Origin of the sequence: Streptomyces sp. NPDC047525, assembly GCF_040643025.1 — a bacterium.
Classification (GTDB): Bacteria; Actinomycetota; Actinomycetes; order Streptomycetales; family Streptomycetaceae; genus Streptomyces; species Streptomyces durmitorensis.
The window spans coordinates 164,245-186,740 of the sequence record NZ_JBEYTL010000010.1 but is presented as its reverse complement, the minus strand read 5'-3'; the positions used below and the strand labels follow the sequence as shown (position 1 = coordinate 186,740).

22 protein-coding genes are annotated in these 22,496 nt (G+C 70.9%); 8 read left to right on the top strand and 14 right to left on the bottom strand.

Annotation, left to right across the window (positions count from 1 at the left end; genetic code table 11):
* Nucleotide 1: 1 nt before the first annotated feature.
* From ABZ833_RS28820 to ABZ833_RS28805, 4 genes are read right to left on the bottom strand one after another with little or no spacing between them, the layout of a single operon-like run.
* Nucleotides 2–1,009 carry an amidohydrolase family protein gene (locus ABZ833_RS28820; RefSeq protein ID WP_361052218.1) on the bottom strand — a complete coding sequence of 336 codons (1,008 nt, stop codon included), beginning with the start codon at nucleotides 1,007–1,009 and terminating at the stop codon, nucleotides 2–4.
* On the bottom strand, nucleotides 1,006–2,139 hold the full coding sequence (locus ABZ833_RS28815) for an FAD-dependent oxidoreductase (RefSeq protein WP_361052215.1): 1,134 nt from the start codon (nucleotides 2,137–2,139) through the stop codon (nucleotides 1,006–1,008). Before ABZ833_RS28815 ends, ABZ833_RS28820 begins: the two co-directional genes overlap by 4 nt.
* A 35-nt stretch (nucleotides 2,140–2,174) precedes the next feature.
* On the bottom strand, nucleotides 2,175–3,131 hold the full coding sequence (locus ABZ833_RS28810) for a cyclase family protein (protein WP_361052418.1): 957 nt from the start codon (nucleotides 3,129–3,131) through the stop codon (nucleotides 2,175–2,177).
* Nucleotides 3,132–3,136: 5 nt separating this feature from the next.
* A complete protein-coding gene (locus ABZ833_RS28805; RefSeq protein WP_361052213.1) occupies nucleotides 3,137–4,138 on the bottom strand; it encodes a fumarylacetoacetate hydrolase family protein in 1,002 nt (333 codons plus the stop codon).
* A 138-nt stretch (nucleotides 4,139–4,276) separates the two neighbouring features.
* Here ABZ833_RS28805 and ABZ833_RS28800 point away from each other — a divergent pair, with 138 nt between their 5' ends.
* Complete coding sequence (locus tag ABZ833_RS28800; RefSeq protein WP_361052415.1) at nucleotides 4,277–5,215, top strand: LysR family transcriptional regulator; 939 nt, start codon at nucleotides 4,277–4,279, stop codon at nucleotides 5,213–5,215.
* A 110-nt stretch (nucleotides 5,216–5,325) separates the two neighbouring features.
* Here ABZ833_RS28800 and ABZ833_RS28795 read toward each other — a convergent pair whose 3' ends face one another.
* Nucleotides 5,326–6,258, bottom strand: a complete 933-nt coding sequence (locus tag ABZ833_RS28795; RefSeq protein WP_361052210.1) for an RNA polymerase sigma-70 factor — start codon at nucleotides 6,256–6,258, stop codon at nucleotides 5,326–5,328.
* Between the two features lie 255 nt (nucleotides 6,259–6,513).
* On the opposite strand from ABZ833_RS28795, the gene ABZ833_RS28790 reads away from it, so the two are divergent.
* On the top strand, nucleotides 6,514–6,999 hold the full coding sequence (locus ABZ833_RS28790; RefSeq protein WP_361052207.1) for a carboxymuconolactone decarboxylase family protein: 486 nt from the start codon (nucleotides 6,514–6,516) through the stop codon (nucleotides 6,997–6,999).
* Between the two features lie 67 nt (nucleotides 7,000–7,066).
* Here ABZ833_RS28790 and ABZ833_RS28785 read toward each other — a convergent pair whose 3' ends face one another.
* From ABZ833_RS28785 to ABZ833_RS28760, 6 genes are all read right to left on the bottom strand, one after another.
* Nucleotides 7,067–8,347, bottom strand: a complete 1,281-nt coding sequence (locus ABZ833_RS28785; protein ID WP_361052204.1) for an MFS transporter — start codon at nucleotides 8,345–8,347, stop codon at nucleotides 7,067–7,069.
* Nucleotides 8,348–8,425: 78 nt separating this feature from the next.
* Nucleotides 8,426–9,169 carry an alpha/beta fold hydrolase gene (locus ABZ833_RS28780; RefSeq protein WP_361052202.1) on the bottom strand — a complete coding sequence of 248 codons (744 nt, stop codon included), beginning with the start codon at nucleotides 9,167–9,169 and terminating at the stop codon, nucleotides 8,426–8,428.
* 33 nt (nucleotides 9,170–9,202) lie between these two features.
* The gene (locus ABZ833_RS28775) at nucleotides 9,203–11,026 is read right to left on the bottom strand and encodes a non-ribosomal peptide synthetase (RefSeq protein ID WP_361052199.1); all 1,824 of its coding nucleotides are present in this window, start codon (nucleotides 11,024–11,026) and stop codon (nucleotides 9,203–9,205) included.
* A gap of 109 nt (nucleotides 11,027–11,135) precedes the next feature.
* On the bottom strand, nucleotides 11,136–12,161 hold the full coding sequence (locus ABZ833_RS28770; protein ID WP_361052196.1) for a TauD/TfdA family dioxygenase: 1,026 nt from the start codon (nucleotides 12,159–12,161) through the stop codon (nucleotides 11,136–11,138).
* 64 nt (nucleotides 12,162–12,225) lie between these two features.
* Entirely contained in the window at nucleotides 12,226–13,230 is a 1,005-nt protein-coding gene (locus tag ABZ833_RS28765; protein WP_361052193.1) for a beta-ketoacyl-ACP synthase 3, read from the bottom strand.
* Between the two features lie 141 nt (nucleotides 13,231–13,371).
* On the bottom strand, nucleotides 13,372–14,373 hold the full coding sequence (locus tag ABZ833_RS28760) for a LuxR C-terminal-related transcriptional regulator (RefSeq protein WP_361052190.1): 1,002 nt from the start codon (nucleotides 14,371–14,373) through the stop codon (nucleotides 13,372–13,374).
* A gap of 251 nt (nucleotides 14,374–14,624) precedes the next feature.
* On the opposite strand from ABZ833_RS28760, the gene ABZ833_RS28755 reads away from it, so the two are divergent.
* Genes ABZ833_RS28755 through ABZ833_RS28745 form a run of 3 tightly spaced genes read left to right on the top strand, consistent with a single transcriptional unit; the run spans nucleotide 14,625 to nucleotide 16,800 of the window.
* Nucleotides 14,625–15,059, top strand: a complete 435-nt coding sequence (locus ABZ833_RS28755; protein WP_361052187.1) for a helix-turn-helix domain-containing protein — start codon at nucleotides 14,625–14,627, stop codon at nucleotides 15,057–15,059.
* Nucleotides 15,047–15,613 carry a regulator component gene (locus tag ABZ833_RS28750; RefSeq protein ID WP_361052185.1) on the top strand — a complete coding sequence of 189 codons (567 nt, stop codon included), beginning with the start codon at nucleotides 15,047–15,049 and terminating at the stop codon, nucleotides 15,611–15,613. The genes ABZ833_RS28755 and ABZ833_RS28750 overlap by 13 nt, the downstream gene beginning before the upstream one ends.
* Entirely contained in the window at nucleotides 15,610–16,800 is a 1,191-nt protein-coding gene (locus ABZ833_RS28745) for an MAB_1171c family putative transporter (protein ID WP_361052182.1), read from the top strand. The genes ABZ833_RS28750 and ABZ833_RS28745 overlap by 4 nt, the downstream gene beginning before the upstream one ends.
* Nucleotides 16,801–16,836: 36 nt before the next feature.
* Here the strand turns inward: ABZ833_RS28745 and ABZ833_RS28740 are convergent, their stop codons facing one another.
* A complete protein-coding gene (locus tag ABZ833_RS28740) occupies nucleotides 16,837–17,778 on the bottom strand; it encodes a TauD/TfdA family dioxygenase (RefSeq protein ID WP_361052179.1) in 942 nt (313 codons plus the stop codon).
* Between the two features lie 182 nt (nucleotides 17,779–17,960).
* On the opposite strand from ABZ833_RS28740, the gene ABZ833_RS28735 reads away from it, so the two are divergent.
* Genes ABZ833_RS28735 through ABZ833_RS28725 form a run of 3 tightly spaced genes read left to right on the top strand, consistent with a single transcriptional unit; the run spans nucleotide 17,961 to nucleotide 19,924 of the window.
* Nucleotides 17,961–18,179, top strand: coding sequence for an MbtH family NRPS accessory protein (locus ABZ833_RS28735; RefSeq protein WP_361052176.1), 219 nt, complete (start codon nucleotides 17,961–17,963; stop codon nucleotides 18,177–18,179).
* 36 nt (nucleotides 18,180–18,215) lie between these two features.
* A complete protein-coding gene (locus ABZ833_RS28730) occupies nucleotides 18,216–19,322 on the top strand; it encodes a hypothetical protein (protein WP_361052174.1) in 1,107 nt (368 codons plus the stop codon).
* Between the two features lie 2 nt (nucleotides 19,323–19,324).
* Nucleotides 19,325–19,924 carry a hypothetical protein gene (locus ABZ833_RS28725; RefSeq protein WP_361052172.1) on the top strand — a complete coding sequence of 200 codons (600 nt, stop codon included), beginning with the start codon at nucleotides 19,325–19,327 and terminating at the stop codon, nucleotides 19,922–19,924.
* A gap of 82 nt (nucleotides 19,925–20,006) precedes the next feature.
* Here ABZ833_RS28725 and ABZ833_RS28720 read toward each other — a convergent pair whose 3' ends face one another.
* A complete protein-coding gene (locus ABZ833_RS28720) occupies nucleotides 20,007–21,161 on the bottom strand; it encodes a histidine kinase (RefSeq protein ID WP_361052169.1) in 1,155 nt (384 codons plus the stop codon).
* A gap of 39 nt (nucleotides 21,162–21,200) precedes the next feature.
* Nucleotides 21,201–22,496, bottom strand: a complete 1,296-nt coding sequence (locus ABZ833_RS28715) for an MFS transporter (protein WP_361052166.1) — start codon at nucleotides 22,494–22,496, stop codon at nucleotides 21,201–21,203.

Here is a 22,496-nt window from a genome sequence, read left to right as displayed (position 1 = left end):
GTCAGTCCTTCCGGAGGCGGAGGAGGGCGGCCGCGTTGCCGCCCCGTACGGCGTGGAAGTCGGCGTCCGGGAGCCGGGCGGCGCGCAGGGCGCCGACCGGGTCGTCGGTGCCCATGTCGAAGGGGAAGTCGGAACCGAGCAGCACCCGGTCCGCGCCTGCCACCCGCACCAACTCCCGCAGGACGTACGGGTCGTGGACCAGGGAGTCGAAGTACAGCCGTTTGAGGTAGCTGCTCGGCGGGTGCGCGCAGCCCGCGCCCGCGTCCGCACGGGCCGACCACGCGTGGTCGGAGCGGCCGATGTGGGTGGGCAGATAGCCCCCGCCGTGCGCCGCGACGATCTTCAGGCCGGGGTGGCGGTCCAGGACGCCGGAGAAGATCAGGTGCGAGACGGCGACCGCGTTCTCGGTGGGCTGGCCGACCGTGTTGGACAGGTACCACTGGTCGAGGCGCTCGTCGAGGGTGCAGCCGAAGGGGTGCAGGAAGAGGATCGCTCCCGTCTCCTCGGCTCGCGCCCACAGCGGTTCGTAGGCCGGGTCGGACAGCTCGCGACCGGGCGTGTGGCTGGAGATCTCCACCCCCGACAGCCCTTGTTCCAGGGCGTGTTCGAGGGCTCGTACGGCATTGTCCGGGTGCTGGAGCGGTACGAGGCCGAGACCGCGCAGCCGGTCCGGCGCGGCCGAACAGTGCGCCGCCGTCGCCTCGTTGGCCAGCCGGTACACCTTCTCGGCCGTCTCCTCGTCCGCCCAGTAGTGGTAGTGCGAGGGGGACGGGCTGACGAGTTGGACGTCGACGCCCTGGGCGTCCATCGCGGCGAGGCGGGCCGACGGATCGGTGAGGCGGGGGATGCGTTCGCCGATCATCGGGCCGTTGGCCTTCAGCGCGGCCGATCCGTTGCGGCGGGCGTCCAGGGCCTTCGCCTCGGCAAGGCCCGGCAGGCCGTCCACCAGTGTCTCGATCTCCGGCAGCAGGACGTGGGCGTGCACGTCGACGGTGGGCGGCGTCGTCACGGCAGCTCCCGCAGCATGGTCATGGTGCGGCCCATCAGGCCGGGCACGTCCGCGTCGCGCACCCCGTCGAGCTGCCACTGGCCGATCTGCACGGAGGCTTCGACGACGGTTCGTACGCGGTGGATCCGCCGCTCGTAGTACGCCTGGAACAGCGCGTCGTCCCAGGTGTCGGCGGCGGTCAGCATCTGGGTGAGCACCCAGGCGTCCTCCATCGAAAGGGCTGCGCCCTGGGCGAGGGTGGGCGGGCAGCAGTGCGCGGCGTCGCCGACGAGGACGACGCGGCCGCGGTGCCAGGAACCCTCGACCAGTATCCGGTCGAACCAGGTGTAGTTGACCTGGGCCGGGTCGGTGATGTGCGCGGTGATCTCAGGCCAGAAGCCGCCGTAGTGCCGTGCGAGGGACCGCATCTCGTCGGCGTACGACTCGGCGGGTATCGAGGCGCGGTCCCGGCTGGCCTCGACTATGAACGCGTAGAGCGTGGAGTCGCCGGTCGGGCAGTAGCCGGCGATGTAGGCCGGGCCGCCGTAGGCCAGGTCGGCGCGGACGACGCCTGCGGGGCGCGGGGCCGCGACGCGCCAGATGGCCATGCCGGTGGGCTCGGGCCGGTCCGTGATGCCGATGGCCGCGCGGGTGGTGGAGCCCAGGCCGTCGGCGGCGATCACCAGGTCGTAGCGGGATGCGGTGCCGTCGCTGAAGCCGACGGTCACGCCGTCGTCGGCGGACTGGTCCAGCGACGTCGCCCGGAGGCCGAGGCGGACGGTGGCGCCACTGGCGCGGACCGCGTCGATCAGGATGCCCTGCAACCGGGGGCGCTGCATGCCGACGGTGGCGGGCAGGTCGTCGCCCCCGGTGCGCAGGTCTTCCGCGACGTGCAGGACGGTGCCGTCGGGGGCGGTGATGCCTGCCGCGCCGAAGCCGTGGCCGGACTTCTCCACCTGGTCCCACACGCCGAGTTCGCGCAGCACCCGCAGCGCGTTGCCCTGGAGGGTGATGCCGGAGCCTGCGGTGGCGTTCCAGTTGTCCTTGGCCTCGATCAGGTCGACCGCGATGCCGGCGCGGCGCAGCAGGATCGTCGCGGCGTTGCCGGCCGCGCCGCCGCCGATGACGAGGACCGTGCGGGGTGTGCTCATGCGGTAACTCCTTTGTCCCTCAGGGAGGTTGAGGGCTACTTGACGGCGATCGGGCTGACGGGCGAGCCGACGGCACCGGTGATCGGCAGCGGAGCGGCGGTCAGCCAGAAGTCGTACATGCCGTCGTGTGCGCAGTCGTCGGCGAGCGCGTCCAGGTCCCACATCTCGCCGATGAGCAGGCCCATGTTGGGGATGGCGACCTGGTGCAGCGGCTGGAAGGAGTGGTCGAACTCGTTGGGGCGGACCTCGAAGCCCCAGGTGTCGGTGGCGATCGCCGCGATCTCGTTGCGGTGCAGCCAGCCCGCCGTGGTGAAGGAGAGACCCGGTGCCGGGCCGCCCGCGTACTCGCCCCAGCCCTCGCGCCGGGCCCGCGCGAGGCGCCCGGTGCGCACCAGCACGATGTCGCCGCGGCCGACGGTCACGCCGTGCGCCCCGGCGGTCGCGGTCAGGTGCTCCTCGGTGATCGCGAAGCCGTCCGGCAACTCGCCGTCCTCGCCGGCCACGTGGCCGACATCGAGGAGCACGCCGCGCCCGGCGACGTACGGCGCCATGTGCTCGATGCCGGTGACGAGGTCGCCGTCGGAGGTGACGACCTTCTCCGCCGGGCGGCCGTTCCATGCCTTGCCGTGGTCGAAGATGTGGCCGAGGCCGTCCCACTGCGTGGAGCACTGCAGCGGCATGGCGATCACGTCGTCGGCGCCGCCCAGCCCGTGCGGGAAGCCCTGGCTGCCGAGGACGGCGTCGGTGCCGGTGTCGAGCATCGTGTGCACGGGGTTGGTCCGGCGCCGCCAGCCCTTCTGCGGGCCGTCCATGTCGAACCGCTGGGAGAGCGAGAAGCTGACGCCACGCCGCACCAGCGCGGCGCCCTCACGGCGCTTGGCCTCGTCGAGGAAGTTGAGCGTGCCGAGCCGGTCGTCCTCGCCCCAACGCCCCCAGTTCGAGTACGCCTTGGCGGCCTCGGCTATCGCGCCTTCCGGGTCGGTCCGGTCCAGAGCCGTCACGACGCCACCTCCGCCACACATCGGGTGCGCTGCGCGCCGAGGCCGGTGACGGAGCCGTCCATCACGTCTCCGTCGCGCAGCAGACGGCCCCAGTGCATGCCGTTCCCGGCCGGCGAACCCGTCAACACCAGGTCACCGGGGAGCAGTTGGGCGGACTGTGAGGCGTACGAAACCATCCGTGCCACATTGAAGATCATGTCCTTGGTGGACTCGTCCTGCATGGTCTCGCCGTTCAGCTTCAGGACCAGACGGAGGCCGTCGGGGTCGGCGACCGACTCGGTGGGCACGATCCACGGGCCGAGCGGGGTGAAACCGGGGGCGTTCTTGCTGCGCAGCCAGTCGGTGCCGATCTGCGGCATGTCGCGCCGGAAGACGGTGGCGCGGTCGGTGAGGTCGTTGGCGATCGTGTACCCGGCGACGTGGTCCAGCGCCTCGTCGACGGAGACACGGTGCGCCGGGCGGCCGATCACGGCCGCCAACTCCAGCTCCCAGTCCGGCTTTTCGGCCCACGCGGGGAGTACGACGTCGTCGTAGGGTCCGGTGATGGCGCTCGGCAGGCCGATGAAGACGTACGGCAGGTCTTCGTTCGCCCGCCGGTCCATGATCTCGGCGGCCTCGGCGCGCCGCTCGTCATCCGGGCGGTCGTCGCCGGGCGCGCGGTGCGCCACGTGCAGATCGATCACGTGCTGCCGGTAGTTGGCACCCGACTGGAAGACCTGCCGCGGCTCGACCGGAGCGTGCACCCGGAAATCCGCCAGGGGCCTGCGTCCCACGGAGCCGTCGCAGGCCAGGGAGTGCAGCCGGGGCAGTACCGCGGGCCAGTCCTCCAGAAGACGGCGGACGGTCAGGCGCTCGTCGCCGAGGGCGTCGCGCAGGTCGGCGACGCGCTCGTCGGCCGTGACCAGGGCGGGGAACGCCTGGCCTGCCGGGGCCGAGAGCGTCGCGAGGGCGAAGGGACCGGCGAAGGGCGCGGAAGCGGGAGCGGGTTTCACGGGCATGTCCTCCTGAGTGCGGTGGGACTAATCTGGACCCGCCCCCAGTGATCAGGGAAATCGATTGTGTGGATGGAAGTCATCCACAGAATGGATTTCCCCTGGTCGGCGCCGTCCGGCGCCGCACTCAGCAAGGGAAAGAACGTGAATCTGGCCCGCCTGGACCTCAACCTCGTCGTCGCCCTGCGCGCCCTCCTCGAGGAGCGCAACGTCACCCGCGCCGGGCAGCGCGTCGGACTGAGCCAGCCCGCCATGAGCGCCGCGCTGTCCCGCCTGCGCCGTCACTTCGACGACGACCTGCTCGCCCGCGTCGGCGGCCACTACGAACTCACCGCCCTCGGCCAGGTCCTCCTCGACCGCACCTCCACCGCCTACGACGTGCTCGAGCGGCTCTTCTCCAGCCAGGCCGAGTTCGACCCGGCCGTGGAGAGCCGCGAGTTCAAGCTCGTGGCCTCCGACTACGCCGTCTCCGTCTTCGGTGCCGAACTCGCCCGCGTCATCCACGAGGAGGCCCCCGGCATCCGGTTGCGGTTCGCGCAGACCCCGCCCACCGTGGTCGACGACACCGCGACGCTGCTCAGCGCCGTCGACGGACTGCTCATGCCGCACGGCGTCATCAGCGACTTCCCCGCCACCGACCTCTACGACGACCGGTGGGTCTTCGTGGTCGCCGACGACCACCCGTCCGTCACGGACCGGCTGACCCGGCAGGATCTGGCGGACCTGCCGTGGGTCACCTACCAGCGCACCTACGATGCCCCGGCCGTCCGGCAGCTCGGCATGCTCGGTGTGGAGCCGCACGTGGAGGTGTCCGTCGACAGCTTCCAGCTGCTGCCGCTCCTGGTCGCGGGCACCCGCCGGATCGCCATGGTCCAGGCCCGGCTCGCCCGCCGGCTCACGCCGATCGCCGCCGTGCGGGTCGTGGAACCTCCCTACGAGGCGGTTCCCCTGCAAGAGGCACTGTGGTGGCATCCGGTGCACACGCACGACGCCGCGCACATCTGGCTGCGGGAGACCGCCGCGCGTGTCGGGGCGGGACTGCCCCGGCCACAGGACGGACCAGCCGAGAACAGCGCCTGGTGAAAGGGGTGTTCGTGGGAGCCACGCAGGACGAGCCCGCGCTGACCGTCTCCGAGATCGTCCGCCGCCGACCAGGGAGAGGGTGAGGGAGTCGATGTCGGCCTCGGCCGGCGTCAGCGTCCGATCGCGGTCTCGCGCTCGACGCGTGACAGCTTCTCGGGGTTGCGGACGGCGTAGAGCCCGGTGATGAGGCCGCCTTCGATGCGTACCGCAAGGACGGAGTCGATCTCGCCGTCCGTACGCAGGATCAAGGCGGGGTAGCCGTTGACCTGCGCGGGCTGCATGGTCGCGGAGGTGAGCCTGCTGAGCACGGCGGTCACCGTCTCGGCGCCCACGACGGGCTCCAGCGCGGCCCGTACGACACCGCCGCCGTCGGTCAACAGCACGACGTCCGGGGCGATCATGTCGAGCAGCCGCTGCAAGTCGCCGGTTTCGACCGCCTGTTGGAAGGCCGCGAGCGCACTGCGTGACTGGGCGGGCGAGACGACCTCGCGCGGCCGGCGCGCCGCGACGTGGGCCCGTGCGCGGTGGGCGATCTGCCGGACAGCGGCGGGGGTCTTCTCGACGGCCTTCGCGATCTCGTCGTACCCGAGATCGAAGACGTCGCGCAGCACGAACACGGCCCGCTCGGTCGGCGCGAGCGTCTCCAGGACGAGCAGCATCGCCATGGAGACGCTGTCGGCCAGCTCGACGTCCTCGGCGACATCGGGCGCGGTGAGCAGGGGTTCGGGCAGCCAGGGGCCGACGTAGGACTCCTTGCGCCGACGCAGCGTACGCAGCCGGGTCAGTGCCTGGCGCGTGGTGATGCGCACCAGGAAGGCACGCGGGTCCCGAACCGTGTCCTGGTCGACGTCCGCCCAGCGCAGCCAGGTCTCCTGAAGGACGTCCTCGGCGTCGGACGCGGAGCCGAGCATCTCGTAGGCAACGGTGAACAGCAGGTTGCGATGGGCGACGAACGCCTCGGTGGCGGAGTCCGTGCCGCCGGCGCGAGGGCTTGGCCCGGTCACGCGGGTCGCACCGGTCGCCTGCTGGGTGGGCTCGTCCATCGTCGGCTCCTGACTGTGGCGTCGCGGTGACGTCGCCCGTCCGTTCCGTGCCACGTCCGTGTCACGCACAAGACGCCGCCACCCGCCGCCTTGTGACACGGAAGCGCGGTGGCCTGCATCACATCGTCGGGCTGTCACGGGGCCGGGCCGGCCGGCGACTTATGGGCATCAAGACGCTGCGACTGAGCATCAAGACGCCGCGACGCCGCACGGACCATCCGCGCGGCACACGATTCCACGAGTGAGGACGTTGTGATGGAACCCCGTATGAATCTGTTCGCGAACGAGACCGGCGCCAAGATCGGCAAGCGGATCTTCGCCGTCAGCCAGGTGATCCACGAGTCATCGCTGCCCAAGCCCACCCAGGAGCTGGTGCAGCTGCGCGCCAGCCAGATCAACGGCTGCGGCTTCTGCGTCGACATCCATGGCAAGGACGCCGCGGCCGCAGGTGAGACCGCGGCCCGGCTGAACCTCGTCGCCGCCTGGCGTCACTCCACCGTGTTCTCCCAGGCCGAGCGGGCCGCCCTGGCCCTCACCGAGGAGGGCACTCGCATCATCGACGGCTACGAGGGCGTCTCCGACGAGACCTGGGACCAGGTCCGCAAGCACTACGACGACGACCAGACCATCGCCCTTGTCTCGCTGATCGCCATGATCAACGCGACCAATCGGCTCGGCGTGATCCTCAACAATCAGGGCGGCTCCTACGAGCCCGGCAATCTCGCCACCATCGCCGGTTGATCACCGTCGACGGCTGAGAATCATCGATGTCGCCGCGCCGGCCCTCGATCATCCGATCCGGGCCGGCTCAGCGGGCAGATCTCCCCACTGCGGCCGGAGCAGCCTCGGGTGTGCTTCGGCCCTCTGCCTTGCGCAGGTTGCGGATCGCCGGAACGGACAGCAGCGCCACCGCCACCACCATCGCCATCACCGCGTTGAACCCAAGGACTTCACGCACCCCGAAGATCTCCGACGCGGGACCGGCGAGGGCCTGCCCCACGGGCATCATCGCCACCGATCCGGCCACGTCGTAGGCGTGCACCCGGCTCCGCACCCCGGTCGGCACCTGGGTCAGGATGCTGGTCGTCCACATCACGCCCCAGAAGGCGTTGGCCGCACCTGCGGCCGCGAGCCCAGCGGCGATCAGCGGCACCGGAAGCCCGAGCGCCACCGACGCCGGCTGCAACCAGTACAGCAGCAGCGCGAGGGAACCGGCCCGCAGCGGCCGCACCGGCCGCACCCGCATGGCGACGAGGGCACCGACCACCATGCCCGCGCCCATGGCCGAGTTGACGAGGCCGAGCGTGCCGGGGCCGTGCTCGGAGACGACCTCGGTCGCGATCAGCGGGACCATCGGCCCCCACGACGAGATCATCAGGACCATCCAGATCACGATGACGCCCCAGAGCCAGGTGCGGGACCGGAACTCCTGCCACCCCTGCACCAGATCGGACCGGAAGGAGTTCTCCTTCGCCACCACGGACCGGCCTGCGGCCGGCAGCCGCAGCAGCGCCAGGCAGATGGCACTGGCCAGATACGTGAAGGCGTACGCGACGAAGACTCCGCCCGGCTCGGTGAGCCCCACCAGCGCACCGGCCACCGCGGGCCCCGCCATGGTCATCAGGGACTCGATGGTGCGGATGGCCCCGTTCGCACCCTGCACGTCAGCGGCGATCCGCGGGATGAGGGTGGGCAGGCCGGGCTGGAAGAGCGCGGCGCAGATGCCGTTGACGGCCGAGAGGAGACAGATCTGCCAGACGACGATGTGACCGGTGTAGAAGAGCCCGGCCATGACGCCTTGCACGACGACGCGTACGAGGTCCGCCCCGATCATCAGCACCCGGTTGTTCACCCGGTCGGCGATCACCCCGCCGAAGATGACGAACCCGGCGAAGCAGGCCGTCATGCTGGCCAGTACGGCCCCCACCACCCCGGCCCCGTATCCGCTCATGACCAGCCCGGTGGCCAGTGCCACCGGGGCCATCATGTCGCCGAGCCTGGCGACACCACGGGCGGCGAAGAAGAGCGAGAAGTTACGGGACCACAGGCCCCCTGACGCGACGGATATGTCCCCGGGGGCACTAGTCATGATGGGGCGCAGTGTCGCGGACGCCCCATGCTCCGGGCAACCGAATTCCCCCTGCTCCCACAGGACTTGACCCTGTGCTCAGGGGTGCTGCAGGGCGGCGATGCGGGACGGGAGGCTGCGCCAGATGTCCTGTGTGTAGAAGTGGCCGCCGGGCAGGACGTCGTGCCGGAAGTCGCCCATGGCCAGCTTGCTCCAGTGCTCTCCCGCGTTCCGGTCGACGACGTCGTCGTCGGCGCCGGAGAGGACCTGGAGCGGTGTGCTCACCTTCGCGCCCTCGCGGTAGTAGAAGGAGTCACGCACCCTGATGTCGGCGCGCATGAGGTCCATGGCCATCTCCGCCAGGTCCGGATCGCCGAGCACGTGTTCCGGCATGAGGCCGAACGTGCGTATCCAGTCCATGAGTTGTCCGTCGGTGTCCTGCTGCGAGGGGAACATGTCCTGGGCGTTCAGGCCGAGGCTGGGGGCGTTCGCCGCGGAGACGACAAGCGCTTCGGGTGCCCGGCCGCCGCGTTCCTCGATGCGGGAGGCGACGTCGAACGCCATCCAGCCGCCCATGCTGTGGCCGAACAGCACATACGGGCCGTCCACCGCGGCGACGACGGCGAGGGCGTCCTCGGCCAGGGCGTCCCAGTCAGCGGCGAAGTCCTCCGTGAAGCGTCCTTCCCGGCCCGGGTAGCAGACGGCGGCGAGTTCGACGCCGGCCGGCAGTTCGTCCGTCCAGGGGAGGTACACACCCGCGCCCCCGCCGCAGAACCCGAGGCAGACCAGCGTCAGCCGCGCGTCAGGAACGGGCCGGGGGCGGACCAGTGCGGTGTCGAGCATCTCTGTCCTCTTCTCCGATGTCAGTGAAAACGGTCAGGCTCCGGCGGTGAGCCGGTTCTTGCCCTCGACGTGCACGGCGAGGTCCCGGAGCCGGGGGTGGCGGTAGACCTCCTTCGTCGAGACGCTGAGACCGAGGTGCTTCTTGAGGCGTGCGACCACGCGCAGCGCCATGAGCGAGTGACCGCCGAGAGCGAAGAAGTCGTCGTCGGCACCGATCCCCTCCCGGCCGAGCACCTCGGACCAGACGCTCGCGATCAGCGTCTCGAACGCGCCTTCCGGTTCGCTGCCGGGCGGCACAGTCGTGACCGCGGTCGTCCCGGCAGCCGCCCGGGGGTCGGGCAGGGCGTCCGTGTCGAGCTTGCCGTTGGGGGTCAGCGGCAGTTCGTTCAGGAGTACGTAGAAGGACGGCACCATGAAGGCGGGCAGCGCCCCGGTGGCGTGATCGCGCAATGCGGCGGAGAGGGCATCGGCGGTGGGCTGCGCGGAGGGCTCGGCCGGTGTGCAGTAGGCCACCAGCTGTTCGTCGGCGGAGCCACCGTCGTGGACCAGTACGGCGGCACGGGCGACGGCCGGGTGCGTGGCCAGCACCTGCTCTATCTCGCCCAGTTCGACCCGGAAGCCGCGGAGCTTGACCTGGCGGTCGACGCGTCCGACGAATTCCAGGGTGCCGCCGGCCGTCAGCTTCGCCCGGTCGCCGGTGCGGTACATCCGGGCGCCGGGGCCGCCGTGGGGATCGGGCACGAAGCGTGCGGCGGTCAGCGAGGGCTGGTTCACATAGCCGTGCGCCAGGCGGGGGCCACCGATGAACACCTCGCCGACGGCGCCCGCGGGCACCGGCAGCAGAGCGCTGTCCAGGAGGCGCACCTGCGACTGCGCGAGGGGGTGGCCGATGTGCGGGTGCTCGCCCGTGATCCAGGCGGCGGTGGCGTCGACGGTGCACTCGGTGGGCCCGTAGAGGTTCAGGGCCTCGAGCTCTCCCCGGGCGCCGGCGGCGTCGAGTTCGCTCCACAGGTGCCCGGGGACGGGCTCCCCGCCCATGAAGAGCCTCAGGACGCGCCCGTCGGCACGCGGGGACAGCAGTTGCGTACGGAGGAACTCCCAGTGCGACGGCGTCAGATCGAGATCCGTCACGCCGAGGCGGTCGAGGAGGAGGGCGAGTTGCTCGGGGTCCTTGCGGTGGTCGTCGTCGAGGACCACGACGGTGTCGCCACGGCACACGCGCACCCACTGCTGGACGGAGGCGTCGAAGGACGCGCTGGCGTTCCAGGCGACGACCCGTGGCCCGGCCTCGTACATACCCGCCTCTTCGAGCGCGGAGACGAGCGAGGCCACACCGCCCCGGGTCGCCTGGACGCCCTTGGGCGTGCCGGTCGACCCCGAGGTGTAGATGACGTAGGCGGGGGCGAGCGCGGGCACCACCGGGTCCGGGTGTGTGGGGGACAGGTGGTCCGTGGCCACGCGCACGGGGACCGCTGTCACACCGGCGGGCAGGAACCGCGCGGCAGCGGCGGAGTCGTCCTGCGCCAGCAGCAGCCGGATTCCCGAGTCCTCGGCCATGAACGCGAGCCGGTCCCGTGGATAGGCCGGGTCGAGGGGCACGTAGGCGGCGCCCGCACGCCACACCGACAGCAGGGCCACGACCAGCGCTCTGCCACGGGGGAGAGCGACGCCGACCCTGTCGCCCGGGGCGACTCCTCGGGCGCGGAGGGAATCGGCCAGGCACGCGGTGGCCCGGTCGAGTTCGGCAAAGGTCAGCCGGCCGTCCGTCGCCCATACGGCGGTCCGGTCCGGGGCGTCGAGGACCGCTCGCTGGAAGCGGCTCAGCATGTCGGCCGGCTGCCGGAGGGGATCAGCCATGGAACGGACTCCTTCGAGAACGGGGCGGTGCAACGGCACAGAGCAGGGGAAAGGAGGGGAAAGGAGAGGAGAGGCACGCGGGTTGGGGCGTGGCGACTACGCGTGGTGACTACGCGGGGTGGGGCGCGGGGCGGACGCCGGGGCGGCAGTCGTCGATGTCCACGGGGTTTCCCATGGCGACGACGATCTTGCGGTCGCCGCGGAAGGGGTCGCGGCCGTGCGCGGCCAGGACGTTGTCGACGAGGAGAAGATCGCCCACTTGCCACGGTGCGCGCACCGTGGCCTCTTCGTAGGCGGCCTGGATCGTCTCCAGCTCGTCCTTGGTCAGCGGGTCCCCGTCACCGAAGGCCGTGTTGAACGGAAGCCCCTCGGGCCCGAATTCGTCGGTGAGCGCCTCCCTGAGCTCCTCGTCAAGGGACCACTCGTTCCAGAAGGCGAGATGGTTGAACCACACCTCCTCGTCGGTCGAGGGGTGGCGGATCACGCCGGGCCGCAGCTGGCTTGTGCGGAGGTTGCCGTCCTCCTGCCAGGCATGGGAGATGAGGTTCTCGGCGCAGTACCGCTCGACCTCGCTCCGGTCGGTGGTGGCGAAGGCGGTCGTCCACTGCGTGGAGATGTTCTCGGAGTAGCTGCGCCGGAGCAGCCAGCCGCCGGCGCGCACCTTCGCGACGATGGATTCCGGCAGGAGGCGCAGGACCTGACGGCAGTCGGCGACCGGCGTGGCACCGCCCTCCGAGGGCGCCACCAGGCAGGCGAACATCAGCAGGCCGGGGAAGGTCAGGGTGTAGCTGTTCTCGTTGTGCATCCGGATCGGCTGCGAGGGCGGCAGGTCCGTGGAGGAGTAGACGCCGTTGCCGAAGTCGCTGCGGGGGGTGGCCTTCTCGCGGTAAGGCGTGCGCTGCGGGAGAAGGACGTCCCGTACGACGGCGAAGTCGTCCACGCCGGTGAGGGGGACGCCGCGCAGCCGGACGGCGCCGTGTTCGTGCAGGGCCGCTTCGATCTCACCCCGGACCGATGTCAGCAGTTCCGCGGCCTCGGCCATGGCCGTCAGGCCGCCGATCTTCGCGGTGGCCGGCAGGCCCGGGGCGAACTCCCAATCCAGTGCGGCGGTCTGAGCCGTCCGTGTGCTGCTCACCGTGTGCTCCTTGTCTCAAGTCTGTGCTCGCGTGCGGTGTCGTCCTGGGGTGGCCCTGTCGTCCTCAGGGCAGCGTCACGACCTGGGCCGCCCAGGTGAGTCCGGCGCCGAAGCCGATGAACAGGGCCGTGGCGCCGCCGCCGACCGCGCCCAGCTCCCGGAGCCGGGAGACGGCCAGGGGGATGGAGGCCGACGAGGTGTTGCCCGAATGCACCACGTCGCGGCCCACGGCGACGTCCGGCGGCAGTTCGAGGCGCTCGGCGAGGGTGTCGATGATCCGGAGGTTGGCCTGGTGCGGCACGAAGGCATCGAGGTCGTCCAGCGCCACCCCGGCCGCCGCTGCCGCCTTCCGGGCGGTCTCGGGCATGTCCTCGATCGCCCAGCGGAAGACCTCGGGTCCGGCCATCCGCATCGCGGGCCATGCGGCGCCGGGGGTGTCGCGGTACTGCGTCCATGTGGCGTCATGGGCGATCAGCTCGCCCCGCCCGCCGTCGGAACCCCACACGACGGGGCCGATCCCCTCCTCGCCGGCCGGGGCGGGGCCGATCACCACGGCTCCCGCCCCGTCGGCGAAGAGGAACGCCGCGCCCGGGTCGTGGGGGTCCACGATGTCGGTCATCCGCTCGGAGCCGATCAGGAGCACATGGCGGGCCGTGCCGTCCCTGACCATGGAGGCGGCGAGCCCGATGCCGTAACTGAACCCCGCGCAGGCGGCGTTCAGATCCATGGCCGCGGCCCGGCTGCCGATGCGGTGGGCCACCTCGGGCGCGGGACCGGGGCTCTGTCGCAGATCCGACATCGAGGCGACCAGGACCATGTCGATCTCGGCGGCGGTGACACCGGCGTCGGCGAGGGCCTTCGTGGCCGCATCGACGGCCATGCCGGCCACGGTCTCGTCGGGGCTCGCGTAGCGGCGTTCCAGGATGCCCGTGCGGCGCACGATCCATTCGGCCGTACGCCCGGTCCTGTCCGCCGCTTCGTCGTTGCCGACCACGCGCCGTGGACGGTAGACACCGATGCCCAGGATCCGGGATCCCCGCGCTTCGGTTCGCTGAGTTCTGGGAAGCATGCCGCGCCTCGTGTGGTCGACAGTGGTGGGGCGGCCGGCGGTGGTGGGAACCAGCCGCCGAGCGCCGCCGAGAAGCGTCGGACGGTTCCCTATAGAAGGTCTATACGGTGGCGCGCGCGCCGGGCCCCGGCCCCGGCGGGCTCAGCCGAGCTCCCGTGGATCGAGCCACCCGCGGACCACCGCGAGGGCCCCGGTCTGGAACCTGCTCCTGGCCCCGAGCCGGTTGGCGAGGGCCGCGGTGATGCGTCTGGTCGTGCGCACCGATGTGCCCAGCCTCCGGGCGATCTGGTCGTCGGTGTTCCCCTGGGCCAGCAGCCGCAGCACGGCCTGTTCCTGCAGGGTGAGACCGTCGTATCCCGGCTGGCTGTCGGCGCCCAGCGGTCGCGCGGTGGCCCAGACCTGCTCGAAGAGCTCGCACAGCGCGCTGACGACGCCCTTGCTCCGGGTGACGAGCGCGCCGCGGTGGGTCGCGTCGGGGTCGTCCGGCACGATGGCGACCTTGCGGTCGTAGATCACCATGCGGGGCGGCAGCACCGCGGCGAAGCGGATCTGCGCACCCGAGTCGGCGAGCCAGCGCGCGTACTCCTTCGTGGCCGGGTCGTTGCCGATGCTCTCCAGGTAGACCGTGCGCATCTGCACGCCCCGCAGGAGGGTCGATTCGTCGAGGGGCCGGCTCGCCTCCATGTTGGCGGGGGACTGGGCGCCGCCCGGCACGAAGGCGATGACCTCGCTCTCGCATCGCGACGCGAGCGATTCGATGCGCAGGCGGATCGCGTCGATTCCGCTGAGCCGCTCGGTGTCGGCGCTCTGCCGGACGTGGCTGAACTCCGCGTACTGGGCGACCAGGCGCTCCAGTTCGAGACGGCCCGCCTCGATCTCCTCCTGCCTGCGGCGCAGGTCCGCCTCCTGGTTGGACAGCAGGAGTTCGAGGCCGACTTCCGGTTCCACCGCGCGGTACTCTCCCGGCGTCTGCCACGACGGCCGGATCAGCGCGAGTTCGTTCAACCGGGCGAGACCGTCCCGCACTTGGGACGTCGGCAGGCCGAGGGTCCAGGAGAGGTCATCGACGTCCGCCGCCGGATTCCTGAGCATTTCCTCGTACACCGCCTGTGCGATGCCGTTCAGGCCAAGTAAGTCGAACACTGCGCCCTCCCCAGAAGCACATGGCGACCCACTTGCCCTACTTCGCGGCCGCCTCGGCGGGAACACATCAGTCGTGGTCTCGACTGTGGAACGAATCCCCGCCATCACAATTGCTACGTGAGTTGGGGACTCTATCCAACGTCCCCACAAGATGTGGGTGCAGAATGATCAAAGCAGGGCAAAGGTTTGATCGTGTCCGTACAGGAGTGCAGTCCGACGGTAGAATCACCCCACCAGCTGGAGGTACCCACGTGAACGAACCTGGCGTGACGGCCGGGCTGCGTCTCGCCGACAAGCTCAACCACCTGTTCCGCACCGCGACTCCATCGGGCCGGCGGCCGTACAGCACGGAAGAGGTCGCCCGCAGCATCACCCTCAGCGGTGTCCCGATCTCGGCGAGCTACATCTGGCTGCTGCGCAAGGGGCACCGGGACAACCCGACGCTCCGTCATGTCGAGGCGCTCGCCCAGTTCTTCGGAGTGCCGCCCACGTACTTCTTCGACGAGGGAGACGTGTCGGCGGATGTGCGGCTGCTCGCCGTCCTCAAGGACGCGGGAGTGCAGGCCATCGCCCTGCGTGCTTCCGGCCTGTCCGCGAAGAGCCTGGACTCGATCACCGAAGTGATCGAGCGCGTACGGGAGTTGGAAGGTCTCGCGGAGTGCTCGGACGAGCCGTGCCAGGAGTGATACCGCGAAAGCGGCGAGCTCGGTACGAAGCCCTGGTCCGCGAACTCGACCTGCCGTACCCCTACGGCATCCCGGACGTGTGCCGGCGAGTGACCGAGCGGACGGGACGGACCATCCACCTGGAGGCGATGGCCTTCCCCGCCGAGGGTCACTGCGGGGTATGGGTCCGTACGTCCCAGGCCGACTACATCTTCTACGAGCAGCAGACAAGCCCGGTCCACCAGCAGCACATCATCGGACATGAGCTGGGACATCTGCTCTGCCACGACGAGGAACGACCGCAGGAGCCCGCTCCGGGCGAACGGACCGCGCGGCTGCTGCCGCCCGGCCTCGACGTGCACAGCGTCACAGGAGTGCGGATGCGGTCCGCGTACACGGCCGATGAGGAGCAGGAGGCCGAGCTGATCGGCACACTCCTCCTGCAGGGCGCCAACCACCGGCCCCTGGACCCCGTCTGGGCGGCCACCGCCGAGAGCGCGGGGCTCGTCGGCAGGCTGGAGCGGACGCTGCTGCGGCGGTCGCCGGACGTCCGACGGATGCCCGAGCGTCCGTGACGGGTCTGCTGCACCCGCTCTGCGCACTGGTCGCCTGGGCGGCTCTGATCTACAAGGCCAGCGCGCTGCGCCGCGCACCGCGTGACCCGGGGCTGTGGGCGCTGTGCGGCGTGCACGGCTTCTCGGCGCTCAGCTTCACCCTGTCCACTCCCGTCGTGTGGCCGGTCGTCGACCGGCTGACCGGGGTCGCCAACAGCGCGGCGCTGCTGGCCCAGAGCTGTGTGATGGGTCTGATCGCGGCCCAGTGCGCGTTCCTCGGCCGGCTGCTCCATCCGCCGGGACCGGCCTGGGTGAGGGTGGTGTGCCACGCCCTGCTCACCAGCGGGGTGGTGGCGGTCCTTGCCGTGCTCTTCACCCGGCTGCGGCCATCGGGCGAACACCCCAGGGATTTCACCGTCCACTACGCGTCGGACCCCGCGTACGCCCGGTATCTCCTGCTGTACAGCGGGGTGTTCATGGTCGGCGAGGTACTGGTGTCGGTCCAGTGTCTGCGCTTCGCCCGGCGGGTGAACCGGCTGTGGCTGCGGCGCGGGCTGCGCGTCACGGCGGTGGGATCCGCGCTCTCCATCGGGTACGGCGTGGTCCGGTTCGGCAACGGCCTGTGCGGGTGCGTCACCCTGGATCCGTCGTGGGTGGAGCGCTCCGCGTGGCTCTGCGGTGGCATCGGGGCACTGCTCGCCCAGGTCGGATGGACGCTGCCGGGCTGGGGACCCTCACTGACCATGGCTCGCCGCGCCGTGCGGAGCTATGTGCAGTACCAGCGTCTCCATCCGCTCTGGAGGGCGCTCCAACAGGCCACGCCGACCATCGTCCTGGAGAACGGATCGTGTTCGCGGCTCTCCTCGCTGCTCACCGTGCGGAACATGGAGTTCAGGCTGTACCGCAGGGTCATCGAGATCCGGGACGGGCAACTGGCCCTGCGTGACGACCTCGACGCGGAGGTCGCCGAGCGGGCCGACAGGCTGGGCAAGGCCACCAGGCTGTACGGCGACGAGCTGGCGGCCAGCGTCACGGCCGCCCAGCTCAAGGCGGCCGTGCACGCCAGGAAACTGGGCCTGCGGCCCGCGGTGCCCGACACCGGACGGGCCGCCGACGGTCCGTCGGCGGCCGATCTGAGCGCGGAGATCACCTGGCTGCTCCAGGTCGCCCACGCCTACCGCGTGGGCCCGCTGCTCACCTCCGCGTGAGCGCGGAGGCGCTTTCGGGGGCCCGCGGTACGGGCGTCAGTTGGACATGGCCACCAGCACCTTGCGCGCTCCGGTGTACGAGCGACGGCCGTGGCCCGCGAGGACGTTGTCGACCAGCAGCAGGTCACCCTGGCGCCAGTCCACGTCGACGGCGGCGGCGAGCCCGCGGTCACGCACCTGGAGGACGTGCTCGGCGGGGATCGGACGGCCGTCGGCGTAACTGACCGACTGGGGCAGCTCGTCGGCGGGCATGACCTTGGCCAGCTCGGCTGCGGTCTCGTCACCCAGGCCCGCGGGGTGCCACTGGTCGGCCTGGTTGAACCAGACCTCCTCGCCGGTGATCGGGTGCCGCAGGGTGGACGCGCGCTCCTGGGTCACCCGCAGCGTGTCGCCGCGCAGCCACTCCCAGCTCGCGCGGGCGTCGGTGAGGAACTCCTCCACCTCGTCCTTGCTGCCGGTCTCGAAGGTGTCCTGCCAGCTCTTGCCGAGACCACGGCCGCCGTGCAGGTTCTGGGTGTAGCGGACGCCGCCCGCGAATGCCTCACGCACGTCGTCGTCCAGGGAGTCCAGCCACAGCGTGCCGTCCACCACGGGGGTGGCGCCGCCGGTCGCCGGGGCCACGGCGCAGTAGAAGAGCAGCCTGGCCGGCCACTGGTGCGCGTACGACAGTTCGTTGTGCATGGAGATCACGTACTCGGCCGGGTACTCGGTCGACGTGTAGACGTTCTTGCCGACCTTGGTGCGCGGGGAGTTGCCGTGCACATACGCGAGCCGGTTGGGCAGCAGCAGGTCCATGACGGGCTCGAGGCCGTCCTCGGGCACCCGGAAGCCCCGGAAGACCAGCGCCTTTTCCTTGGCGAGGAGTTGCTCCAGATCGGTGATTGATTCCAGATGGGAGACGAGGCCGTCGGCGTCGGCGGTGACCCCGGCGTCCGCCGGGCCGATCTCCAGTGGTTTCCATCCCTGACGGTTCTCCATTGAGACCGTGACCTCCCGATGTGGCGGATCGTGCGCTCCTGTCGCGGCCACCGTGCGGCAGGCGGCTATATTCCGGCCATACTCCCGTCGGTACATGAGGCGGCCGTTGGTATAGAGGCGATATAGGACGTGGGCCGAGCATTCCCGGGATTCCCTGTTCCGGAAATGCCGAGGAGCCTGTCATGGCCGACGAATTCACCGACGATGCCCGTTACCGCGTGGTCCTCAACGCCGAGGAGCAGTACTCGATCTGGTGGGTGGAGCGCGACCTGCCGGAAGGCTGGCGGACCGAGGGCACCGAGGGGACGCGCGAGCAGTGCCTCGCCCGCATCGACGAGGTGTGGACGGACATGCGGCCGCTGAGCCTGCGCCAGAGCATGGAGCAGTCCCTCCCCGCATGACCACATCCGAACACACCCGGCGAGGGACCCCGATTGATGACTGAGCGCGAATCCCCGTCGTCCGACGGCCCCGACCGGCTCGAACTGGTGGGGTGCTGGCTGCTGTCGGTCGCCCTGCTCTCCACCAGTTTCGGCGTGGTCTGGGACGTGCAGTGGCACGACGACGTGGGGCCTGACACCTTCTTCACCGCCCCCCACATGCTCATCTACGCCGCACCGACGCTGGCCGGTCTTGCCAGCGTGGTGATCGTGCTGATGCGCACCGGCGCCTGGCGCGCCGACCCGAGAAGCATCACGGCCGGCCGCGCCGTGACCGTCCTTGGCGTCTTCCGGGCGCCGGTCGGGTTCCTCGTCGCGGGCGTCGGCGCCGCGGTCGAGCTGATCTACGGAATGATCGACCTGTGGTGGCACACCGTGTACGGGTTCGATGTCACCCTCAACTCCCCTCCCCACGTGGGGCTCTCGCTCGGCGGCCTGACGATCTGCGTCGGCGCGGTCCTCGCGTTCATCGCGCTCGGCGGCCGGGGGATCACCCGCTGGGGACTCGTCCTGTCCGTGGCGACGTCCCTGACCTCGATGATGTTCGCGCTCTTCTGGGCGCAGCCCTTCGAGGTGTCGGTGACCGTGGTCGCCCTCTTCGCCCTGATGCTGGTGGCCGGGGTGACCCGTGCCACCGGCTGGGTGACGCTCACGGGGCTGATCTTCGGGGCGCTGCACGCGATCGACTGGTTCTTCGCGCCCTGGATCACCCGCCTTTACGCCGAGAGCCTGGGTCTCTCGCTGCGCGACAACATCTCGGGCCGGCCCGAACTGGCCTCGCTCTACCCGATGGTGCTGCCGCTGATCGCCCTGCTCGTGGAGGTCGGCCTGGTCGTCCTGCGGCGCCGCGGACTCTCGCCCAAGGCCGCCATCCCCGCGATCAGCGCGGTCGCCGCCCTGCTGATGTCGCTGCTCTACACCCCACAACTGGGCAACGGCTTCTCGCCGCTGGTCATCGCGATCGCGACCGCACTGGGCGCGGGAGCGGGGCCGCTCGGCTGGTCCGCTGCGATCTCCCTGCGCAGGCTGGCCCCGGGCGCGGACACGCAGCCTGCCGCTTCGACGCCGTCCGAGCCCGCGCTGCGGCCCGTCATGGAGGTCTGACCATGCGACGACACATGACATGGCGGAACCGGTCGCGGTATCTGCGGCGTTCCGTCTCGGTGACGGTCCTCGGCCTGCTGGCCACGGTCGTCTGGGCGCCCGCCGCATCGGCCGAGGCCGGTCCGGCTCCGGTGGTGCACTCCGAGCGGGTGAAGGCGGGCCCGTACGACCTTCAGGTGTCCTTCAGCGACTGGCCGCTGTACGCGGGCCGTTCACTGGACATGACGTTCCAGCCCACCCAGGGCATCAAGGGCCGCACGGCCCGGCTGCACCTCATCCGGCCGTCGGGCGGCGAGTACGGAAAGCGGGGCGCCGGTCTGGGCCGGGAGCTTCCCCGCTACACACGCTCCCACGACCGGTGGGGACTTGACGCCACCCTGCTGCCGGACGAGGGCACCTGGAAGTTCGACCTGGCCCTCGACGGACCCGAGGGGAAGGGCCGCGGAACCCTCGCCGTCTCCGTGGGGCCGCGCCCCGGACCGCCCATCGAGGTCAGCTGGGCGGTGGGACTGCTGCCCGGCCTGCTCATGGTGCCGATCGGCTTCACCCTGTGGTGGCGTGGCCGCGGCAGGCGTACGGCAGCGGTCTGGACGTGGGACTGAACAGAACACCCGCAGCACACGAGAGCCGGCCCCGGTCGCATCACGACCGGGGCCGGCTCCTGTGTGTCGCGGCCGGGGAGGCTCAGGGCTCGCAGGGCAGCGTCACGGTCAGCACCGTCGGGCCGCCGGCCGGGCTGCTGATGGCGAGCGAACCGTCGACGGACGCGACGCGCTTGGCGAGGCCGTCGAGCCCGGTACCTGCGGCGGCGTCCGCGCCTCCGACACCGTCGTCCGAGACGATGACGAGCAGCGAGTCCCCGATCCGGCCGACCGTGACATCGATACGGGACGCTTCGGCGTGCTTGATCACATTGGTGAGCGCCTCGGAGACGACGAAGTAGGCGACCGCCTCGACCGTCGGCAGGGGCCGCTCGGCCAGCTCGACGTTGAGACGCACGGGCAGCGGAACGCGTTCGGCGATGCCGGACAGCGCGGCGTCGAGCCCCCGGTCCTCGAGCACGGCCGGGTGCAGGCCGCGGACCAGGTTCCCCAGCTCGGAGATGGCCTCCTTCGCCTCGCGGTGCGCCTCGTCGATGACCTCGCGGGCGTCGTCCGGCAGTTGGTCGCCGAGCGTCGCCCTGGCCAGGCCGAGATTGACTGCCATGGCCACAAGACGCTGCTGGGCGCCGTCGTGCAGGTCACGCTCGATGCGGCGCCGCTCGGCGTCGGCCGCCTCCACCACGCCCGCCCGGCTCTCCGTGAGGTTCTCCACGCGCTGCTCCAGGATCTCGGCCCGCGTGGGGCCGAGCAGCTTCCTGGCCGCGAGGGCGTCGAGCCGCGTCAGTCCGCTGCAGGCCCAGGTGGCGAAGGCGAGCACGGCAAGACCGGCTGCCATGACATAGCCCGCCGTGACGGAGTAGCCGTGGTGCGCGAGACGCCACTCCAGCGGAAGCTCCCACACCCAGATGTACACGGTGCCTGCCGCGAACCCCACGAGCCACAGAGCGAGACCGACAGCTGCGGCAAGCGCCACCGCGGGCCCGGACAGAAGGTGGTACTTCGCCTGCCGCCACCGAGTTCTCCGGTCGTTCTCGGGCGTGCGCGCGATCTCCACGCCGAGAACGGTCTGAAATCGGTACCGCTGAATCAGCGTCAGGACCGGAATCATCTTGGGGAGAAGCGCGCAGAGGAGCGAGACGAGCTGCAGCGGAATTCCGGCGGCAAGGAAAGTGAGGGTCTTCCACACTTTCAATAACGGGGGCCGCAACCGCTGTATCACTCGGTGGAGGGAATGCATGGACAAAAGCTTAGCCTCAGCGGGTAGTTCGGCCGAATGTCACAAGGAGTCGGCCGGTTCGGCCAGTGTTCGTCTGCCGGAGAGCACCACGGCGGTCACAAGGAGCATGACACCGCAGACCACGAGCCCCGTCGGTCCCGCGCCGACGGAGGCCAGGAGGAAGCCGCCGCTCAACGCGCCCAGAGAGTTCGCTCCGGACGCCAGGAAGCGTGCCGTCCCGTTCACCCGGCCCTGGAGCTCGTCCGGGGTGTTCTGGACCTGGAAGACCCAGGCGGTGACGCTCAGTGCGCCGACGATGAGCGTGGTGGCCGTCAGGATGACGGCAAGGCCCGCGGGGTGGCGCACCCACGCGACCAGCGGCGTGATGAGCGTCCACGCCGCACAGCCGGTGAGGAAGACGGGGCGCAGACCGAAGCGCCGCCGCAGGCGTGGAGCGGCCAGGGCCCCGGCGAGCCCGCCGAGGCCACCGCAGCCGGTGACCAGGGCGACGAACACCGGTGACCGGCCGCTCTGCTGAATGATCACCATGACGGTGAGCATCAGGATCTGGAAGGCGAAGTTGCAGCCCGCGAAGAGGGCGACGAGGAACCGCGCGACCCGGTGCCGCCACAGCCAGGTGATGCCCTCCCTGATGTCGGTGTGCAGGGGCCGCGCCCGTGAGCCGGCGCGGACGCCCCGGTTCCCGCGCATCAGCGCCACGCACACCGCCGCCACCGACGAGGCAAGGGCGGTGGTGGCGAAGGGCAGCCAGGCCGCGACGGCGAGCAGGCCGCCGGCGCTCGGCTGCCCGAGCAGCCCCATGGCCTGACCGCGTGCCTCGTTCTGGGCGAGCGCGGCCGGCAGATGGCCCGCGGGCACCACCTGCCGGACGCTCGCCCGCTCACCCAGGTCGACCACGATGCCCCGGGTGCCTTCGAGGAACGCCGCCGCCATGAGGTGGGGCAGCCACACGTGCCCCAGGGCCACGGCGACGGCCACCGACGCGATCGAGAGCGCGCCGAGGATGTCGCACCACAGCATCAGTCGGCGCCGGTCCCAGCGGTCGACCAGCGCACCCGCCGGCAGTTGCACCACGAAGTTCGGCAGCGAGGCCGCGAACCCCACCAGACCGGCGTGCATCGCCGAGCCGGTGAGATACAGCGTCAGGAGCGGGAAGGCCGTCATGCCCACCCGCGTACCGAACTGCGAGATGCCCGCCCCCACCCACAGGCGGATGAAGTCGGCGTTCTTGCGCAGGGGGGCCGGTGGACGGTCGGGGCGGCGGGCCGCGGGGGCGGCGCCCCCGGACTCCGTGGAGGTACCGGTGTCCGAGGGGCCGCGGGTCTCCTCACTCAT

What these genes read in the sequence shown, in the direction of transcription:
- ABZ833_RS28815 (WP_361052215.1), bottom strand. Translation starts at nt 2,139, where the DNA reads ATGAGCACACCCCGCACGGTCCTCGTCATCGGCGGCGGCGCGGCCGGC.
- ABZ833_RS28805 (WP_361052213.1), bottom strand. Translation starts at nt 4,138, where the DNA reads ATGCCCGTGAAACCCGCTCCCGCTTCCGCGCCCTTCGCCGGTCCCTTC.
- ABZ833_RS28795 (WP_361052210.1), bottom strand. Translation starts at nt 6,258, where the DNA reads ATGGACGAGCCCACCCAGCAGGCGACCGGTGCGACCCGCGTGACCGGG.
- ABZ833_RS28790 (WP_361052207.1), top strand. Translation starts at nt 6,514, where the DNA reads ATGGAACCCCGTATGAATCTGTTCGCGAACGAGACCGGCGCCAAGATC.
- ABZ833_RS28785 (WP_361052204.1), bottom strand. Translation starts at nt 8,347, where the DNA reads ATGACTAGTGCCCCCGGGGACATATCCGTCGCGTCAGGGGGCCTGTGG.
- ABZ833_RS28780 (WP_361052202.1), bottom strand. Translation starts at nt 9,169, where the DNA reads ATGCTCGACACCGCACTGGTCCGCCCCCGGCCCGTTCCTGACGCGCGG.
- ABZ833_RS28775 (WP_361052199.1), bottom strand. Translation starts at nt 11,026, where the DNA reads ATGGCTGATCCCCTCCGGCAGCCGGCCGACATGCTGAGCCGCTTCCAG.
- ABZ833_RS28765 (WP_361052193.1), bottom strand. Translation starts at nt 13,230, where the DNA reads ATGCTTCCCAGAACTCAGCGAACCGAAGCGCGGGGATCCCGGATCCTG.
- ABZ833_RS28740 (WP_361052179.1), bottom strand. Translation starts at nt 17,778, where the DNA reads ATGGAGAACCGTCAGGGATGGAAACCACTGGAGATCGGCCCGGCGGAC.
- ABZ833_RS28735 (WP_361052176.1), top strand. Translation starts at nt 17,961, where the DNA reads ATGGCCGACGAATTCACCGACGATGCCCGTTACCGCGTGGTCCTCAAC.
- ABZ833_RS28730 (WP_361052174.1), top strand. Translation starts at nt 18,216, where the DNA reads ATGACTGAGCGCGAATCCCCGTCGTCCGACGGCCCCGACCGGCTCGAA.
- ABZ833_RS28725 (WP_361052172.1), top strand. Translation starts at nt 19,325, where the DNA reads ATGCGACGACACATGACATGGCGGAACCGGTCGCGGTATCTGCGGCGT.
- ABZ833_RS28720 (WP_361052169.1), bottom strand. Translation starts at nt 21,161, where the DNA reads ATGCATTCCCTCCACCGAGTGATACAGCGGTTGCGGCCCCCGTTATTG.
- ABZ833_RS28715 (WP_361052166.1), bottom strand. Translation starts at nt 22,496, where the DNA reads ATGAGTGAGGAGACCCGCGGCCCCTCGGACACCGGTACCTCCACGGAG.